This window comes from Rhizobium cerradonense (assembly GCF_030182455.1).
In the GTDB taxonomy this organism is placed as follows: Bacteria; Pseudomonadota; Alphaproteobacteria; order Rhizobiales; family Rhizobiaceae; genus Rhizobium.
Map to the genome: position 1 here is coordinate 49803 of NZ_JAQJCK010000010.1, position 17858 is coordinate 67660.

Genomic DNA, 17858 nt, shown 5'->3' on the forward strand with positions numbered 1-17858 from the left:
ATAGCAATGCCCGCCTTATTGCTTGGATTGCCAGGAGTGTGTTGCTCAGTTCGCCGCGAACGGAATACCGTCGAGGCTTTTCGGGAATTCCGGAACTGGCACCTTCATCCACTTGTCGTAGATCTTCTTCAAGTCGCCATCGGCCTTGATCTTGTCGATGAATGTATTGAGCGCGGCGTTGATTTCTTTTTCGCCCAGACGCGTGCAGGCGCCGTTATAGAGCTTCTGGAACTCCAGCTTGTTTTCGAATTCGCCGGGGCGGGCCTTTTCCACCCGGTCCATGTAGAAGATGTTGCCGCCGAGGGCATCGACCTGGCCGGAAACAAGTGCCTGGACGCTGGCCGCATCGCCGTCAAAGCGGCGGATGGTGGCGGAAGTCGGCGCATTCTTGGTGACCTGCGTGTCCTGCGCCGCACCCTTGGCAACGGATATGGTCAGGTTCGCCATGTCTTCGTTGGTCTTGATCGACTTGTTCTTCGGGCCGATCAGAACGATGGCATTGGCATTGTAAGGCTGGCTGAACTGGACGGCCTTGGCGCGGTCCGGCAGCATGGCCATGGTCGCAAACAGCACATCGACGCGGCCGCTTGTCAGCGCCGGGATGCGGTTATTGACTTCGAGCGGAACGAATTCGACTTCAACGCCGAGTTCCTTGGCGAAGAGCGCACCCATATCGGCATCAAACCCATCCTGCTTTCCGGCGCTGGTGACGAAGCCCCATGGCGGGTTATCGCCCTGGATGCCGACGATCAGCTTGCCGCGGGCCTTGATTTCTTCGGGCGTGACGGCGGCAGCGGGGTTTGCAAGCCCGATGGCGGCCACGAGAGCGGCGGCGCCCAGCATGGCGCCACGCCGCGTCAGCAAAGACTTCAGCATAAAATCCTCCCTCTTAGGCGGTCGTCGAAAGCGACCTCACAGTCATCCTCTCCCGACTGTTCCCAATAATGTTTGCCAGAGAAGAACCCATAAATCAACATAGTTTTTAGAAATCATATGAGACTTTTGATTTGGTCAATTGAATTGAAATCTTCACGACATTCGCCATAATGCCCATCATAAGGGTCGATGATTTTGTCCGCGCGGCCCAACGAGGAGGATTTGCGAGCCATGAAGACCTCGATTGCGACTGTCACGATCTCAGGCGAGTTGCCGGAAAAACTGGAAGCGATTGCACGCGCCGGCTTCGACGGCGTGGAGATTTTCGAAAATGATTTCCTGGCCTTTGACGGCAGTCCCGCCGATGTCGGCAGGATGGCGCGGGATCTCGGCCTGACTATTACGCTTTTCCAGCCCTTCCGCGATTTCGAAGGCATGCCGGACACCTTGCGCGGGCGCACGTTCGACCGTGCCGAGCGCAAGTTCGACATCATGCAGGAGCTCGGCACCGACATGGTGCTCGTCTGTTCCAATGTCTCGCAGGCAGCTCTTGGCGGCATCGACCGTGCCGCCGCTGACTTTCATGAGCTGGGAGAGCGGGCGGCAAAACGTGGGCTGAAAGTGGGTTACGAGGCGCTCGCCTGGGGCCGCTTTGTCAACGACCACCGCGATGCCTGGGAGATCGTGCGTCGCGCCGACCACCAGAATGTCGGGCTGATCCTCGACAGTTTCCACTCGCTGTCGCGCAGGATCGACATCAACTCCATCCGCTCGATCCCCAAGGAAAAGATCTTCATCGTGCAGCTTGCCGATGCACCGCTGATCGATATGGAACTGCTCTACTGGAGCAGGCATTTTCGCAACATGCCGGGCGAGGGTGATCTTCCCGTTACCGAATTCACCGAGGCGGTGGCCTCCACCGGCTATAACGGCTTCTTCTCGTTGGAGATCTTCAACGACCAGTTCCGCGGCGGCTCGACGCGGGCGATCGCCGCCGATGGCCATCGCTCACTGATCTATCTGGCCGACCAAATCCGCCGGAAGGTGGAGACGCCTGTCGGCATCGAGATGCCTGCGCGTGCGGCTGTCAAAGGCATCGGCTTCATCGAATTTGCGACCGATGACGAGGAGGCCGTGGAGCTCGTCGGTATCCTCAAAGCGCTCGGCTTCCGAAAGGTGGCGGTGCATCGTTCCAAGAAGGTGACGCTCTTCCAGCAGGGCGAGATCCGTATCCTCGTCAATGTCGATCCCGCCGGATTTGCCAATGCCGCCTATGCCGTTCATGGCACGTTTGCCTACGCGATGGCGCTTATCGTCGATGATGCCGGGCAGGCCTATGCCCGCGCCTTGGCGCTCGATGCCGAACCCTTCGCCCAGGCCGTCGCAGAGGGCGAGCTGCAACTGCCGGCGATCCGCGGTGTCGGCGGTGGACTTATCTATCTCATCGACGAGAAGAGCCCGCTCGGGCGATTCTCGGAGATCGATTTTGAACCTGTGAGTGAAGAAGGGACCACCACGGACGCCGGCCTGCAGCAGATCGATCATATCGCTCAGACCGTCGCCTATGACGAGATGCTGACCTGGCTGCTCTTCTACACCTCGATCTTCGAGACCCGCAAAACCCCCATGGTCGATATCATCGATCCCTCCGGTGTGGTGCGCAGCCAGGCGATCGAAAACCAGTCGGGCAGCTTGCGCATAACCATGAACGGCGCTGAAAACCGCCGCACACTCGCCGGCCACTTCATTGCCGAAAAATTCGGCTCCGGGATCCAGCATCTGGCTTTCTCGACGGATGATATCTTTTCAACCGCCGAACGCCTGCGCGCCAATGGCTTTAAGCCCCTGCCGATCTCGCCCAATTACTACGACGACGTCGAAGCCCGCTTCGGGCTGGAGCCGGAGCTCACCGAACGGCTAAAGGAAGAAAACATTCTCTATGACCGCGATGATGAGGGGGAGTATTTCCAGCTCTACAGCGGCACTTATGGCGAGGGATTCTTCTTCGAGGTCGTGCAACGTCGTGCTTACCGCGGTTATGGGGCACCAAATGCGATTTTCAGGATTGCGGCGCTGAAGAAGCAGATGCGGCCCGAGGGGGTTCCGAAGGATGCGATGTGACCTCAGCCGATCCGGCCGCTGGTCAGCACGTGCTCTACACCACTCTGGATATGCCTGCGAATGACCGCTCTTGCGCCCTCGACATCACGCTTCAGTGCAAGCTCGAATAGCAGTTTGTGATCGTCGACCACCGCCTTGCCGCGAAAGCTCTGCGCCAGCATGTGATACCGCAGGAAGCGGTCGAAGACGGACGAAAGTGTCGCCATCAGCGTCGCCGAATTGCAGGCCGAGACGATCGCCTGATGGAATTCCCAGTCGTAGCGCACCCAGTCGATGGTGCGCGAAGCATCACCCGCCAGCAGCTTGCGTTCGGCCGCCGCGAGCTTGTGATGGGCGGCGACGATGTGACCTTCCCATTCCAATGTGCCGGACGCGAAGGATAGCCCGATCGCATGTGTCTCGAGCACGGTGCGGAGATCGGCAAGCTCCTCCAGCTCTTTGCGCGACGCCTGGCTCACCTCGAAGCCACGCTGCCCCTCAGCCAGTACGAGATTCTCCATTGCAAGGCGGCTGAGAATCTCGCGCAAGGACGAGACGCTGATCGAATAATGCTCCTTGGCTTGTTCCAGCTTGATCTTGGTCGCAGGCGCCAACGCCCCGGAAATGATGTCCTGCCGGATCTGCCGGAAGACAACATCGCTGATGGTCTCCCAGGCTTCGGCCGTGGCCTTGAGCATCGGTTTGTCTATGTTGCGCGGCGCAGCCATTGTTATTTCGTCAGTCTGGCAGATGAGGAGAGCAGGCCCTTGCCGAGCGCATGCTCGACGCCCGCTTGGATATGGCGCTGAAGGATCGTCTTGGCCGTCTTGCTGTCGCGCCTGAGCGCTGCGTCCAATAGCTGTTTGTGCTCCTCTTCGGCAACGCCGCCGCGATAGGAGAGCGCAACCATCTGATAGCGCAGATATTTGTCGAAGACGGAGGAATGCGTTTCCATCAACAGCCGCGAGCCGCAAGCGGCTATCAGCGCCTGGTGGAATTCCCAGTCATAACGTTTCCAGTCTTCGGCCCGGGCTGTATCGCCAGAGGCCATCATCGCTTCCATGCGCGCCAGCTTGTAATGGGCCGACACGAGCTGCGCCTCCCATTCCACGTCGCCCTGTTCGAAGGATTGCTCCAACGCATGTTCCTCGAGCAAAAGCCGAAGTGCGGCAATCTCCCTGAGATCGGCAACGGAGACCCCCGCCACCTCGAAGCCCCGTTGACCCTCCGCGACGACGAGGCCCTCCGAGGTCAACCGGTTGAGGATTTCCCGGAGCGTGCTGACGCTGGTCCCATAAGCACCTCTGAGATTTTCCAGTTTCAGCTTTTGCCCCGGCGAAAGCCGTCCGAAGATGATATCGGCACGAATCTGCCTGTAACTGCTCTCGGCGACGGTTTCTTCGATATCTTCTTGCCGCATGAGTCTCTCCGAGATTTTAGAATTCGTCCTATATAAGGAGAAGACTATGGCGAATTCAATCGCAAAATGACTGCGGCGAGGGGTCGGCCGGCCGTTCTCGATCCATAGTGCGGGCCGGGCAGATCGGCGGGAAATGGCCCTCAACACGAAAAAAGCCGGCATGGAAGCAGTTGCGGAATGGTTCCAACAGGTTTACTTTAGATTTTACTAATGGCGCAACGTGGGGTATGGTTGGCCTGGACTAGCATGCTCTCCTAAGATGTGATGACGATCAAGGTTTTCAAACCGCTTCCTGACATCGGCGTCAGACCGGCGGCCAAGCTCAAGTTTGATCATCACGAAGGCGGCGTTCCTGTCATTAACGCTGAAGAGCAGGGCTCGTCAGTGAGGGCGATCTGATCCGAAGGTGGAATTTTTTCAATCGAGCGTTGGGTTAACGGCCAGCATGGCACTTGGCTCCGACGATACAGGCGACGCCTTCGTCTCCTCCTCTGTAGCGCCCCGCTTACGCTTGGTAAGTTGCAGAAATATCTCTGAAATCAAACGGGATGGGGCAATCGAAATGGCATGGGTGATCGAGGCGATTGTCGTTCGGCAGTTCCCTGTCCACTCGCCATGGAAGTTCCAATTCCTTAAGCCGGAGAAGAGTCCTGAAAATGAGGTGACGGGTATGCTCTAACGGCATGTACGCGGCGAACAATGATTGGTCGCTAAAGCTGAGAGCCCACTATTCCATGGAGAGCCTGGAGAGCATCGACGACATTTTCCACATATGGAAAGCAGCAAGATCGATGATCGTAGAGTAGTGAGACTGCATTTGCTTGCGTGACAGTAACTGGAGAGATTCTGCATTGCCATTTTGATGGGAGGCTCAGATGACTTCACTTGAAACCGCAGTGAGAAACGAGAAATTTTCAGGCAAGTCCCAGGTAGAAAGTGCGCTATCAGCCGAGGAACTCCGCTTGATGGACGCCTACTGGCGGGCGTCGAACTATCTGTCTGTCGGGCAGATCTATTTGCTCGACAATCCGTTGCTCAAAGAGCCGCTGAAACGGGAGCATATCAAGCCGCGTCTGCTCGGCCACTGGGGGACGTCGCCCGGCCTGAACATGCTCTACGTGCATCTGAACCGTGTGATCAAGCGCGACGACCTCAATATGATTTATGTGATCGGGCCTGGCCATGGCGGACCGTCGCTCGTCGCACATGCTTATCTGGAAGGGACTTACAGCGAAGTCTATCCGAATATCGGGCAGGACGCGGAGGGCATGCAGCGGCTGTTCAAGCAGTTCAGTTTTCCTGGCGGCATTCCGAGCCACGTCGCTCCGGAAACGCCTGGAAGCATCCATGAAGGGGGTGAGCTGGGCTATGCCCTGAGCCACGCCTACGGCGCAGCCTTCGACAACCCGGATCTTATCGTCGCTTGCGTCGTCGGTGACGGGGAGGCAGAGACAGGGCCGCTCGCCACGGGATGGCATGGCAACAAGTTCCTCAATCCCGCGCGTGACGGATGCGTGCTGCCGATCCTGCATCTCAACGGCTACAAGATCGCCAATCCGTGCTTCCTCGCCCGCATTCCAGAGCAGGAACTGAGGAAATTCTTCGAGGGGATGGGTTATGCCCCCCTCTTCGTTGAAGGGCATGAGCCCGATCAGGTACAGCAGCAACTGGCCGCAGCCATGGACACGGCAGTCGCGGAGATCAAGAGGATCTGGGCGGAAGCTAGAGGCAAAGGGAATGTCAGCCGTCCGGCTTGGCCCATGATCGTCTTCCGCACCCCCAAGGGGTGGACTTGCCCAAGCGAAATCGACGGCAAGAAATGCGAAGACTATTGGCGGTCGCACCAGGTTCCGATGGGCGACATGAACAAACCGGAACACATCCAGATCCTTCAACACTGGATGAAAACATACAAGCCTGAAGAACTCTTCGATGAGAATGGCAAGTTGCGCGTCGAATTTGCCTCGTTGGCGCCAAGCGGTCATCGCCGGATGAGCGACAACCCGCATGCAAACGGCGGTCTGCTGCTGCGCGATTTGAAGATGCCGGACTTCCGCAGCTACGCCGTCTCGGTGCCGAGCCCCGGATCCACAACGACGGAATCCGCTCGCGTCATGGGCAAGTTCCTGCGGGATATCATGAAGCTGAACATGGACAGCAAGAACTTCCGGCTGTTCAGCCCCGACGAGAACAACTCCAACCGCTGGCAGGACGTGCTGGAAGTCACCGACCGCTGCTATATGGCGGAGATTTATCCGGAGGACGATCACCTGTCGCCCGATGGCCGTGTGATGGAGGTGCTGAGCGAACATCAATGCCAAGGCTGGCTAGAAGGTTATCTGCTGACGGGGCGCCACGGCTTCTTCTCTTGCTACGAGGCTTTCATCCACATCATCGACTCGATGTTCAATCAGCATGCCAAGTGGCTGAAGGTGTGCAACCACATTCCCTGGCGACGGCCAATCGGCTCGCTGAACTACTTCCTGAGCTCGCACGTCTGGCGGCAGGACCATAACGGCTTCAGCCACCAGGATCCCGGTTTCATCGATCACGTTGTCAACAAGAAGGCCGAGGTCATCCGCGTCTATCTGCCGCCGGATGCAAACACGCTGCTTTCCGTCACCGATCATTGCCTGCGCAGCCGCAACTATGTGAACGTCGTCGTGGCTGGCAAGCAACCGGCTCCGCAATGGCTGACAATGGATCAGGCGATCAAGCACTGCGCTGAAGGTGTCGGTATTTGGGAGTGGGCCAGCAACGATCGGGGATCGGAGCCCGACGTCGTGATGGCATGCTGCGGCGACGTGCCGACGCTGGAGACGCTTGCGGCAGTCCAACTCATCCGTGAGCATATCCCCGAATTGAAGGTGCGCGTCGTCAACGTTGTCAACCTCATGAAGCTGCAGCCTTCGAACGAGCACCCGCATGGGCTTCCCGATCGCGATTTCGATGCGCTTTTCACCAAGAATAAGCCGATCATTTTCGCGTTCCATGGATATCCCTGGCTGATTCATCGCCTGACCTACCGGCGCACCAACCACGACAATCTGCATGTTCGAGGATACAAAGAGGAGGGAACGACGACGACACCGTTCGACATGGTCGTTCTTAACCAGCTCGATCGCTTCCACCTTGTCGAAGATGTCATCGATCGACTGCCGCAACTCGGCGCTCGCGCGGCCTACTTCAAGCAGGCGATCCGCGAGAAGCTGATTGAGCACCGGCAGTACATCGAGGAGCATGGCGATGACATGCCTCAGATCAGCGGCTGGAAATGGGGCGTCAAGAGTATGGAGCAGGTGAAGGGAACGACGTCCACGGAAGGCGACAATACTTAAATGGCGATAGGCCGATGACCGTTAAACAAGGAGGCGGACATATGTTGCGGTTGACCGCAAATGACATAGCTGCAGGCCGACCAGTCGTCCGCCTTCCGATTGCGTTTTGGTGATGGGTCGGTCATGTCGGAACTACAGTCGACCGATCCTGATCTGAACCGCATGCCAACCGAAGAGGATCTCGGTCGCCTTCAGTTCACGACGTTGCTTTACTATCTCCAATGCACCAACCCGGACAACGGGCTGGTGCGTGACAAGACACAAGCGGGCGCACCGGCAAGCATCGCCGCTGTCGGCATGGGGCTTGCCACCATTCCGGTCGTGGTTGAGCGCGGCGTCGTTATTCGCGAGTTCGCCGCCAAGATCGCTCGACGGCGACTGGAATTTCTGATGCATTGCCACCAGGGGCCGGAACCTGATGCCTCGGGCTACAAGGGCTTCTTCTATCATTTCCTCGACATCGAGACAGGGCGGCGGGTCTGGCAATGCGAATTGTCGACGATCGACTCGACCTTTCTGTTTGCCGGTGCTTTGACCGTCGCCACCTATTTCGATGGGGACTCAGAAGATGAGGCGAAGGTCAGGCAACTTGCCACGGCACTCTACGAGCGGGCGGATTGGAACTGGGCTTGCGACCACGGCGCGACGCTGACCCATGGCTGGCGACCGGAAAACGGTTTCATTCCCTATCGCTGGCGCGGCTATGACGAAGGCTTGCTTCTCTACATCCTCGGACTTGGCTCGCCGACCCATCCGCTACCGCAGGAAAGCTATGCGGCTTACACGGAAAGCTACGAGTGGCGAAACATCTTCGGGCGCGAATTGCTTTATTCCGGTCCTCTCTTCACGCATCAGCTTTCGCATATGTGGATCGATTTCCGAGACATTCGCGATGAATTCATGCGGGAGCATGACAGCGATTATTTCCGAAATAGTCGGCAAGCCACCTTCGTACAGCAGGAATATGCGATTCGAAATCCCTTGGGGTTCGAAGGATATGGCGAGCACTGCTGGGGATTCACCGCAAGCGACGGCCCCGGCTGGCTGACCAGGGATATTGGCGGTCAGCGCCGCGAATTCTTCGACTATGTCGCGCGTGGCGCACCCTTCGGACCGGACGATGGTACCGTCTCGCCCTGGGTCGTCGTTGCGTCCCTGCCGTTTGCGCCTGAGATCGTCATTCCAACCGTCCGCAATTTCGCTGCCCTGAAGCTGGGGATGACGCGGCTCTATGGTTTCAAGCCGTCCTTCAATCAGACGTTCAAGGATGAGAATAGCCCAACTGGGTGGTGGACCAGCCCTTACCATTTTGGGATCGATCAAGGGCCGGTGGCGCTGATGATCGAGAACTATCGAACCGGTTTCCTCTGGAAACTGATGCGCAATTGCGAGCCGGTCGTCCGCGGACTGCGGAGGGCGGGATTTGCCGGCGCGTGGCTGTAGTGGAGAGCCTGCGAAGAGAGCACTGACGGTTACCCGTTGCAGCGCCAAACCTGTTGCGGGGATGTACGGCCAGGCGACTATCTTAGACCCAATCATTGATAGTCGGAGCCCCATTTTTCGCTTGCGCGGGCCTTGCTCAGTACTGTCCCTGAGTTGTCTCAGCCTTTGTGCGGAGCTATATTAGAAACGGCGAATTTGTGGCTTGGATTTCTACGTCGGAGGCGGAGTGATGCTGGTCAGAGACGTGATGAAAGTAAGAATTATCAAGGTCTCGCCGGACAATAGCGTCAAGCAGGCCGCAGAGCTGATGCTCGCCAATCATGTCAGCGGCATCCCGGTTATCGACGATGAGGGCCAATTGGTTGGCCTCATCACAGAGGGCGATCTGTTGCGGAGATCCGAGCTAGGTCATCGAACCATGGCCGACGAGTCGTTGTCCCCGGAGGAAAAGGCCAGGACATACATCAAGAGCAATGCCTGGAAGGTTGCCGATGTGATGAGCCGCAATCCGGTGTCCATCGGGGAGGACACGCCGCTTGCACGCGTCGCTAACCTGATGGAGGAGCACGGCATCAAGCGCCTTCCAGTGACGAGAGCGGGCGCCGTCGTCGGCATTGTGAGCCGCGCCGATCTTCTCCAGGCGATTATCTTCGCCAAGCCCGATGAAACGGCGCCTGGTGATGAAGCGATCCGTCGCAGCATCCTGATCCGCCTCAATGAGAATACCGGTCTCGAAGGACAGGATCTGACGGTGACCGTGGCGAACGGCGTGGTGCATTTGTGGGGAAATGTCTCGACGGAGGAATGCCGGAAGGCGGCGCGCGTCGCTGCCGAGAGTGTCCGCGGCGTCGCTGGCGTTGTGGATCATTTTCCGAAGCGCGAGACCTAGAGAACCAGAAGAGGGCCCTGGACCTTCGGAGACTTGGCAACCAGAGTGCCGGAGCCGCCCACACAAGCGGGCCCTCGTGAATGCGGGAACCAATTACAACTGTTGGAGTGTCTGCCAGGGCACGGCAAGGGGGGTAGCATGAGCAGCGAGAAGGCGGCTGTTCAGCCGCAGGATTTCAAGTCACTTTCCTCTCTGCATCTTCCAGAACAATATGGTTGCGGGCCGATCCAATTCAGGGGAAGCCATGACGGGCTCTATGAGCGTCATTTGTTGTTCGACAATGTTATCGCTCCCGAGAATGCGGGAAACCGTGAGCGATATGAGGCGATTGCCCGATCCGTCAGGGATGTGCTGTCGCAGCGCTGGCAACGGACGGAACAGACCTACAGCATGGAGAACCCGAAGCGGGTCTATTATCTGTCGATGGAGTTCCTGATCGGGCGATCTCTCAGCAACAATATCCTCAATCTCCGGCTTGATCCGCTCGCCAGACGTTTTTTCGATCACGAGCACATAGACGAACTGGCCATTCTTGCCGAGGAGCCCGATGCGGGGCTGGGCAACGGCGGGCTGGGGCGGCTCGCCGCCTGCTTCCTGGATTCGATGGCAACGATGCAACTGCCGGCGATGGGATATGGGCTGCGCTACGAGTACGGGATTTTCAAACAGATGATCGTCGATGGCTGGCAACGCGAGCAGCCGGACAACTGGTTGCGCCGGCCGGATCCCTGGGAGGTCGCTCGCCCGCAGGAAGCCGTGGAAATCAAACTCGGCTGCTCCTTCGAGGTCCGCGGCGGGAATTTGCGGGTCGCGGTCGGTAGACCGTCCCACTTGATCGGCATGCCCTACGACCGCCCGATCATCGGCTACGGCGGCAGGACCATAAACACGCTGCGGCTTTGGGCGGCTGCAACGCCGGAGAGCTTCGATTTCCAGACCTTCGGCGCTGGTGAGTTCGTCAGTGCGCTGGCACAGCGACTAACGGCCGAGACAGTCACCCGGGTTCTTTACCCCGACGATTCGACGAGCATGGGACAGGGCCTGCGGTTCGTTCAGGAATATTTCCTGGTCGCATGTTCCCTTGCCGACCTCGTCCGGCGATTTCGCTCAAATAATACCGATTGGCATTTTCTGCCCGACAAGGTGGCGATCCAGCTCAACGACACGCATCCGAGCATGGCAGTTGCGGAACTGATGCGTATCCTGCTCGATGACGCGGATCTCAGTTGGGATGACGCATGGGATCTGACCAGGGCTTGCCTTGCCTACACCAATCACACGCTTCTGCCCGAGGCGCTGGAGAAATGGCCGCTGCGGTGGTTCGAATTGATGTTGCCGCGTCACCTTGAGATCATTCTGGAGATTGATCGTCGCTTCCGGGAGGAGATCCTCACCCTCTTTCCGGATGATCAGGGCCGGGTCGAGCGGGCGAGCCTGATCGAGCATGGTGGCGAGCGTCTGGTGCGCATGGCCCATCTTGCCATCGTCGGCTCGCACAGCACCAATGGGGTAGCCGAGATCCATTCAAGATTGCTGCGCGAAACCACCGTCAAGGACCTCGCGGAGATATTCCCGCGCCGGTTCAACAATAAGACGAATGGCGTGACACCCCGACGCTGGCTGCTCATGTCCAACCCGGAGCTTGCCGGTTGCATAAGCGATGCCATCGGCGAGGGATGGATCACCAACCTCAGCGAGCTGGAAAGGTTAAAACCGCTCGTCGCTGACGACAGCTTTGTCGATCAGGTCCGGGAAGCCAAGCGTATGGCAAAACACCGCTTTGCCGGATGGCTGAAATCGAGCGCCGGCATCGTCGTCGATCCCAGCGCGATCTTTGACAGCCAGGTCAAACGCATTCACGAATACAAGCGGCAATTATTGAACGCATTGAGGATCGTCGCGCTCTACAACCGGATCCGCGAAGATCCCGGCCTGGATATGACGCCGCGTACCTTCTTCTTTTCCGGCAAAGCAGCGCCCGCCTACAACGTGGCGAAGCTGATAATCAAATTTCTCAATAACCTCGCCGGCACGATAGATGCCGATCCTCAAGTGCGTGGGCGCCTTAAGGTCGTCTTCATGCCCGACTACTGCGTCTCGGTGGCAGAGCGCCTCATCCCCGCCAGTGACGTCTCCAACCAGATCTCGACAGCCGGATACGAAGCGAGCGGTACCAGCAACATGAAGTTCATGATGAACGGCGCGCTGACGATCGGCACTCGTGATGGCGCCACGATCGAAATGGCCGAGGCCGCCGGCGAGGAAAATTTTTTCCTGTTCGGGCTGACGGCTGACGAAGTCGCGGGGAGCCGCGGCTGGTACAGCCCACATTGGCATTACGACAACGAACCCGAAACCCGTGCGGTGCTGGACCTGATCCTATCAGGTCATTTCTGCCGTCATGAACCTGGGGTCATGGACGCGCTACGCAATATCCTCCTGACGAGCGGCGATGTCTTCAGACATCTGGCGGACCTCACCTCATATCTGGAAGCGGACCAGAGTTTGCAGTCTCTCTACGGCGATCCTCGTGCATGGACTCGTAAAGCGCTGCTCAACATCGCAAGCTCCGGAAAGTTCTCAAGCGACCGCACGATCGCCGAGTATGCGGCCGAAATCTGGGACGCGAGACCCTGTCCCGTTCCTTGACTTGTGGTGGGTGGCGACTTCGAACAGCCTATGCGGAGCGGTTGATGCCATGGACACTATCCTCGTCGTGAATGCCGGTTCCTCCAGCCTGAAGTTCGAGGTCTTCGCCGCGGCGGATACGCTTGCACGGCGGATCAAGGGGAGGATGGAAGGGATCGGCACCGCGCCGCGCCTGACCATCAAGGGCGCCGGCGGCGATCGGCTGGCGGACGAAGATTACCCACGCGATACCGTTCCCGACTTGCCGGCGGCGATGCGTCTGGTGGGGGAATGGCTGCGGGAGCGTCACGAGGGCCGTTTGATCGCCGTCGGTCACCGTGTCGTCCATGGCGGTCCAGACCACATGCGCCCAGCGCGCATCGATGAAGACCTGGTGCGGGAACTGGAGCGGTACACGCCGCTTGCGCCGCTGCATCAGCCAAACAATCTTGCGCCCATCCGCATCCTGCTGGAGCACCAACCGCAGCTAGCTCAAGTCGCCTGTTTCGATACCGCCTTCCATCGCGGCCATGATCCGATGGCCGACCACTATGCCATTCCGGCGCATTATTTCGACGAGGGTGTCCGGCGCTACGGTTTTCACGGGCTGTCCTATGAATATGTGGCCGGAAAGCTGGCCGAGGTCGCGCCGGACGTTAGCGGCAGACGGGTCATCGTTGCCCATCTCGGAAGCGGCGCCTCCATGTGCGCGCTCAACCGCGGGCGAAGCGTCGAGTGCACATTCGGGTTCACCGCCCTCGATGGATTGCCGATGGGTACGCGATGCGGGCAGATCGATCCCGGCGTACTCCTTTATCTGCTCCAGCAATACGGCATGACGGCAGTGCAATTGCAGGACCTTCTCTATAAGGAATCTGGCCTCAAGGGACTTTCCGGCATCAGCAACGACGTGCGCGATCTGCTTGCCAGCAGCGACGCCGGTGCGACGCTGGCCCTCGACCATTTCGTGCACCGCATCGGCCTTAACGCCGGCTTGCTGGCGGCGGCGCTGGGTGGGCTGGACGCCTTCGTCTTCACGGCTGGCGTCGGGGAAAATTCGCCGGCAATGCGTGCGCGGATTGCCGAAAAGCTAGGCTGGCTTGGAGCGTCGCTCGACCCTGAGCGAAACGATGCCGGCGAGTTGCTGGTATCAAGTGAGGACAGCAAGGTCGCAGTCTATGTCGTGCCGACCGACGAGGAATTGATGATTGCACGGCACACGTTGGCGCTGATCAAGGCTTGATAGGCGGGCTGTTCGCCGATGCTTCCGGAAGTCTCAGCCACTGCGGACTTCGCGCGTACTCCCCGGATCGCGAGCGCCGTTCTCTGTCAAGACGCTTTCGCAGGCCATAAATTCTCTCCAGCGTAAAACGGGGGCGAACATGAATAACCAGCATATTCCGCTCAAGGTGACGGCAACAAGGTTCGTCCGTGCGGTCAAAATCTTCATGACATCGGATGTGGGCGGAAGAGCCAAGTTTCTTCTTTTCGCTCTCGTCGCTCTCTTCGGCGGCATCAGTGCTTTGAACGTCGTCAATAGCTTCGTCGGTCGGCATTTCATGACCGCCATCGCCGAAAGGCAGACGGCCGAATTCATTCGCCAGGCCATCCTGTATGCCATGGCTTTCGCGGCATCGACCATCGTCTCGGTGATCGCCAGGTTCTCGGAGGAGCGGCTGGCCTTGCTCTGGCGGGAATTCCTGACGCGCCGCGCTGTTGGTATTTATATGAGCGGAGGGACGTTTTACCGCGTCGGGATTCGGGGCAAGCTCGCCCATCCTGACCAGCGGATTGCCGATGACATCAACGCCTTCACGATCACGACCCTTTCTTTCGTATTGATGCTACTGAACAGCCTTTTGACCGTCCTGACCTTCTCAGGCGTACTTTGGCTCATCAGTCCGCTGCTATTCATCGCGGCTGTCGTATACGCAGCCACAGGATCTTACCTGACGATCTTACTAGGCCGCCCGCTGATCAGTCTGAGCTACGATCAGCTCGATCGCGAGGCTGCGTTCCGGTCCAGCTTAATCCGCGTGCGCGAAAACGCGGAATCGATCATGCTTGGCGGAGGAGAGCAAAGGCACGCCAATCTCTTGCTGAGGCGTTTCGATGAACTTGCCATGAACTTCAGGCGCATAATCGTCATCAACCGCAATGTCGGTTTCTTCACGACGGGCTACAACTGGATGACTCAGATCATTCCGATCCTCATCATAGCCCCGGTATTTATCCGCGGAGACATGGAGTTCGGCGTCATTACCCAGTCTGCCGCCGCCTTTGCGATGCTTGTCGGTGCGTTTTCATTTATCGTCAGCCAATTCAAATCGATTTCCAATTTCGCGGTAGTCGTGGCGCGCATCAGCTCCCTCATTGAGGCGATCGAAGATGCTAGTCAGCCAACGAAAACCAACCTGGAAATCGTTGAGCACGATGGTCATCTTGCCTATGACCACGTTACGCTCACCTCGGCGACGGGCCATGCGCTACTCAAGGATCTTTCGGCGACCTTCCCTGCGGACGCCCGTGTGGTCGTAGTGGGAGACGACAATGCGGCGGCCACCGCGCTGTTTCGCGCAACTGCCGGGATTGGCATATCCGGAGAGGGGCGCATCATTCGTCCCGCACGCGATCAGTTGCGTTTTCTCGCCCAACGCACTCATCTTGCTCCCGGAACTCTGCGGCAGATACTTGTGCCATCGGGGCGGTCGAGCGACGTGACGGATGAGCAGATCCTTTCTCTCCTCAAACGGTTGGGATTTGCACCCGTTCTGGAAACCGACGATCTCGATAAGGAGGACGACTGGTCGACCCGGTTGTCGCCACGCGACCAACAGATTGTGGCAATTGCAGGGGTCCTTATCGCAGCTCCCTCCCATGTCTTTTTTGAAAATGCAGACGTGATCTTCGGTCACGACCTGCTGCGCGACATCCTTACACTCCTTGCCGAGCGAAAGATTGCCTGCGTAAACCTGGCGGAAGCGGATATCCAGCGGGAGGCATATGATGCTGTGCTAGAGTGTCATGCAGACGGATCCTGGAATTGGATCGACCAACGAGGACGCTCGTGACCGCAAAGCGGCTGTCGCTTGGCACTTAAACGGGTCTTCCTTAAACATTCCCATTAATATCGACATTGGCCCGGAGCCGACAGGATAACGCGCACCTTATGCTGCGCTCATGAAGATCCTCGTTTGCCATAACCGGCCCCAATACCCAAAATGCAACATTGTCGGACCGTCGCTCATCAGGAATTTTACCACTCGGAGGAGTGCCAATGATCAGGCATCACATTGCGACGGGCCTTGCCATCAACATCAGACCCATGGCCGTAATCCGCAATTCCATTCTCATTGCCGAGATCTGAACGACGTCGTCGTGTCCGGAGATTGACCGCATACCGTGCCGATCGGCGACGCTTCCTTGCCTGGACGAAGGGGCGGCACCGATGTCCAGCCGGCATCGCGGACATGTTCCCTGATATCGGGATATCACCACGGCAGCCATCGACGCTATGCGCACCGATGGCTTCGACGTAGCCGCTGTCCACGAAGTTACCGCGGCCTTTGAGAAATCAGTGCATTTGGGAAGAGCCTCTCTGGCGATCACAGGATCGGCCGGTGTGGCATCCCCATCCCTGAGACAAGCCGCAGCATGGGAAATGTGTATCGTTAGCTAAAGGAGGAGACAATGTTACTAGAGAGGGAAGCAGCCGTCGCAGGCGTGACCATAGGGGAGGAGACATCCACCGCGTTCAAAAGACGCTTCATGATAAGGATGATAGCCGTTCTCACGGGCGGAATGCTCCTCGACGGTTACATCCTCGGGGTCATCGGCCCTGTAACCACCGTGATGAAGCAAGATATGGGTATGTCGACGGCCGACATGGGGCTGATCGCGTCCGCTGCGCTGTTCGGGATATTGATCGGCTCGCCGCTCGGCGGATGGGCTGGCGACAAGTTCGGCCGAAAGCCGCTCTTCATGATCGACATGGCGCTGTTCGTACTCGCATCGGCGATGCAGTTCTTCATCAATTCGGTTGAGATGTTGTTTGTGGTGCGGCTGCTGATGGGCGTTGCCATAGGTGCTGAGTACTCGGTCGGCTGGCCGCTGATGTCGGAGTTTGCGCCCGCCCGACTGCGGGGGCGGCTGATGGGCGTCACGATCCTCGCCTGGTATGGCGGATTCATGATCGGGTACACGGCGGGCTACATTCTGAACCTGCCGACACCGCTGCCGTGGCGTTTCATCATCGGCACGAGCACGCTTATCGCGGTCGTCTTGTTCGTCGCCCGGCTCGGCCTGCCGGAGTCGCCGCGCTGGTTGTGGAGCAAGGGCCGCAAGAATGAGGCCCGCGCCATCGCACGCAAATATCTGGAGAGCGCCGGGGATATGGCGGACATGGAGAACGAAGAGGTTCGTCATGGCCAGTTCTCGGAACTCTTCTCCGCGAAATACTGGCGAATGACTGCTTTCGTTTCGTGGTTCTGGTTCTGCAACGTCCTGCCATATTTCGCGATCGCGACCTTCGCAGACAATGTGTTGGAGCACTACGGCCTCAACGGCGGGCTCGCCGGTGGTGTCGGATTGTCGATGGTTGCTGTGATCGGGGTCGCCGTCACGGTGGCGCTGATCGACAAGGCAGGTCGCCGGTTGTTCACGGTCCCGCCGCAGTGGATCACCATGGTCGTCTTCCTCGTCATTGGCCTGTGGTCGAACGCGCCTCCAGCCGTGGTATTGGGCCTCTTCCTCGTCTTCTCGTTCCTGAATGCGATGAATGGGACGCTGACGAGTATCTATCCCGGCGAGGTGTTCCCCACCGAGGTTCGTGGCGTCGGCACCGGTTTTGCAGCCGCTGTCAGCCGGATCGGCGCGGGTATGGGTACGTTCCTGTTGCCGATAGGCGTGGAGAAATTCGGGGTTTCGGCGGCCATGCTGGTCGCGGCGGGTGTTGTCTTCAGCGGCGCGCTGGTGTCTCAACTGTGGGCGCCTGAGACAAGAGGGAAAAGCCTTAGTGAAACGGCCGCGGGGTATTCGCACTAGCTGGCGCTTTGCTTTGGCAAGTTTGCGAACACGCTGATGGCTATTGCGCGATAGGTTTCTGTGTGAGGGTGGAGGTGTCACATCCCATTCTCACACAGGAGGTCTCACGAGGTCCAGATCC

Annotated in this window: 12 protein-coding genes; 9 read left to right on the plus strand and 3 right to left on the minus strand. The window is 58.4% G+C overall.

What is annotated here, in order from left to right:
• Positions 1–45: 45 nt before the first annotated feature.
• The gene (locus tag PH547_RS21790; protein WP_283052538.1) at positions 46–876 is read right to left on the minus strand and encodes a transporter substrate-binding domain-containing protein; all 831 of its coding nucleotides are present in this window, start codon (positions 874–876) and stop codon (positions 46–48) included.
• 231 nt (positions 877–1107) lie between these two features.
• Between PH547_RS21790 and PH547_RS21795 the strand changes: the two genes are divergently transcribed.
• Positions 1108–2997 (plus strand): bifunctional sugar phosphate isomerase/epimerase/4-hydroxyphenylpyruvate dioxygenase family protein, encoded by a 1890-nt coding sequence (locus tag PH547_RS21795; protein ID WP_285169453.1) that lies wholly within the window; start codon positions 1108–1110, stop codon positions 2995–2997.
• A gap of 2 nt (positions 2998–2999) precedes the next feature.
• Here PH547_RS21795 and PH547_RS21800 read toward each other — a convergent pair whose 3' ends face one another.
• Complete coding sequence (locus PH547_RS21800) at positions 3000–3704, minus strand: GntR family transcriptional regulator (protein WP_285169454.1); 705 nt, start codon at positions 3702–3704, stop codon at positions 3000–3002.
• 2 nt (positions 3705–3706) lie between these two features.
• Positions 3707–4396: a GntR family transcriptional regulator gene (locus PH547_RS21805; protein WP_104827575.1), complete on the minus strand. Its 690-nt coding sequence runs from the start codon at positions 4394–4396 to the stop codon at positions 3707–3709.
• A 264-nt stretch (positions 4397–4660) separates the two neighbouring features.
• Between PH547_RS21805 and PH547_RS21810 the strand changes: the two genes are divergently transcribed.
• The 8 genes from PH547_RS21810 to PH547_RS21845 all read left to right on the plus strand — a co-directional run bounded on the left by PH547_RS21810 (position 4661) and on the right by PH547_RS21845 (position 17737).
• Positions 4661–4795: a hypothetical protein gene (locus PH547_RS21810; protein WP_285169455.1), complete on the plus strand. Its 135-nt coding sequence runs from the start codon at positions 4661–4663 to the stop codon at positions 4793–4795.
• 476 nt (positions 4796–5271) lie between these two features.
• Positions 5272–7734, plus strand: a complete 2463-nt coding sequence (locus PH547_RS21815; RefSeq protein WP_285169456.1) for a phosphoketolase family protein — start codon at positions 5272–5274, stop codon at positions 7732–7734.
• 123 nt (positions 7735–7857) lie between these two features.
• On the plus strand, positions 7858–9177 hold the full coding sequence (locus tag PH547_RS21820) for a glucoamylase family protein (protein WP_285169457.1): 1320 nt from the start codon (positions 7858–7860) through the stop codon (positions 9175–9177).
• Positions 9178–9406: 229 nt separating this feature from the next.
• Positions 9407–10066: a CBS domain-containing protein gene (locus tag PH547_RS21825; protein ID WP_285169458.1), complete on the plus strand. Its 660-nt coding sequence runs from the start codon at positions 9407–9409 to the stop codon at positions 10064–10066.
• 138 nt (positions 10067–10204) lie between these two features.
• Positions 10205–12715, plus strand: a complete 2511-nt coding sequence (locus PH547_RS21830) for a glycogen/starch/alpha-glucan phosphorylase (protein WP_285169459.1) — start codon at positions 10205–10207, stop codon at positions 12713–12715.
• A gap of 49 nt (positions 12716–12764) precedes the next feature.
• Positions 12765–13937 (plus strand): acetate/propionate family kinase, encoded by a 1173-nt coding sequence (locus PH547_RS21835; RefSeq protein WP_285169460.1) that lies wholly within the window; start codon positions 12765–12767, stop codon positions 13935–13937.
• Positions 13938–14076: 139 nt separating this feature from the next.
• Entirely contained in the window at positions 14077–15765 is a 1689-nt protein-coding gene (locus tag PH547_RS21840; protein ID WP_285169462.1) for an ABC transporter ATP-binding protein/permease, read from the plus strand.
• Between the two features lie 706 nt (positions 15766–16471).
• A complete protein-coding gene (locus PH547_RS21845) occupies positions 16472–17737 on the plus strand; it encodes an MFS transporter (protein ID WP_285169534.1) in 1266 nt (421 codons plus the stop codon).
• Positions 17738–17858: the final 121 nt, after the last annotated feature.

Excerpts from the sequence above, each read along its gene's own strand:
- PH547_RS21790 (WP_283052538.1), bottom strand. The coding sequence starts at position 876 with ATGCTGAAGTCTTTGCTGACGCGGCGTGGCGCCATGCTGGGCGCCGCC.
- PH547_RS21795 (WP_285169453.1), top strand. The coding sequence starts at position 1,108 with ATGAAGACCTCGATTGCGACTGTCACGATCTCAGGCGAGTTGCCGGAA.
- PH547_RS21800 (WP_285169454.1), bottom strand. The coding sequence starts at position 3,704 with ATGGCTGCGCCGCGCAACATAGACAAACCGATGCTCAAGGCCACGGCC.
- PH547_RS21805 (WP_104827575.1), bottom strand. The coding sequence starts at position 4,396 with ATGCGGCAAGAAGATATCGAAGAAACCGTCGCCGAGAGCAGTTACAGG.
- PH547_RS21810 (WP_285169455.1), top strand. The coding sequence starts at position 4,661 with ATGACGATCAAGGTTTTCAAACCGCTTCCTGACATCGGCGTCAGACCG.
- PH547_RS21815 (WP_285169456.1), top strand. The coding sequence starts at position 5,272 with ATGACTTCACTTGAAACCGCAGTGAGAAACGAGAAATTTTCAGGCAAG.
- PH547_RS21820 (WP_285169457.1), top strand. The coding sequence starts at position 7,858 with ATGTCGGAACTACAGTCGACCGATCCTGATCTGAACCGCATGCCAACC.
- PH547_RS21825 (WP_285169458.1), top strand. The coding sequence starts at position 9,407 with ATGCTGGTCAGAGACGTGATGAAAGTAAGAATTATCAAGGTCTCGCCG.
- PH547_RS21830 (WP_285169459.1), top strand. The coding sequence starts at position 10,205 with ATGAGCAGCGAGAAGGCGGCTGTTCAGCCGCAGGATTTCAAGTCACTT.
- PH547_RS21835 (WP_285169460.1), top strand. The coding sequence starts at position 12,765 with ATGGACACTATCCTCGTCGTGAATGCCGGTTCCTCCAGCCTGAAGTTC.
- PH547_RS21840 (WP_285169462.1), top strand. The coding sequence starts at position 14,077 with ATGAATAACCAGCATATTCCGCTCAAGGTGACGGCAACAAGGTTCGTC.
- PH547_RS21845 (WP_285169534.1), top strand. The coding sequence starts at position 16,472 with ATGATAGCCGTTCTCACGGGCGGAATGCTCCTCGACGGTTACATCCTC.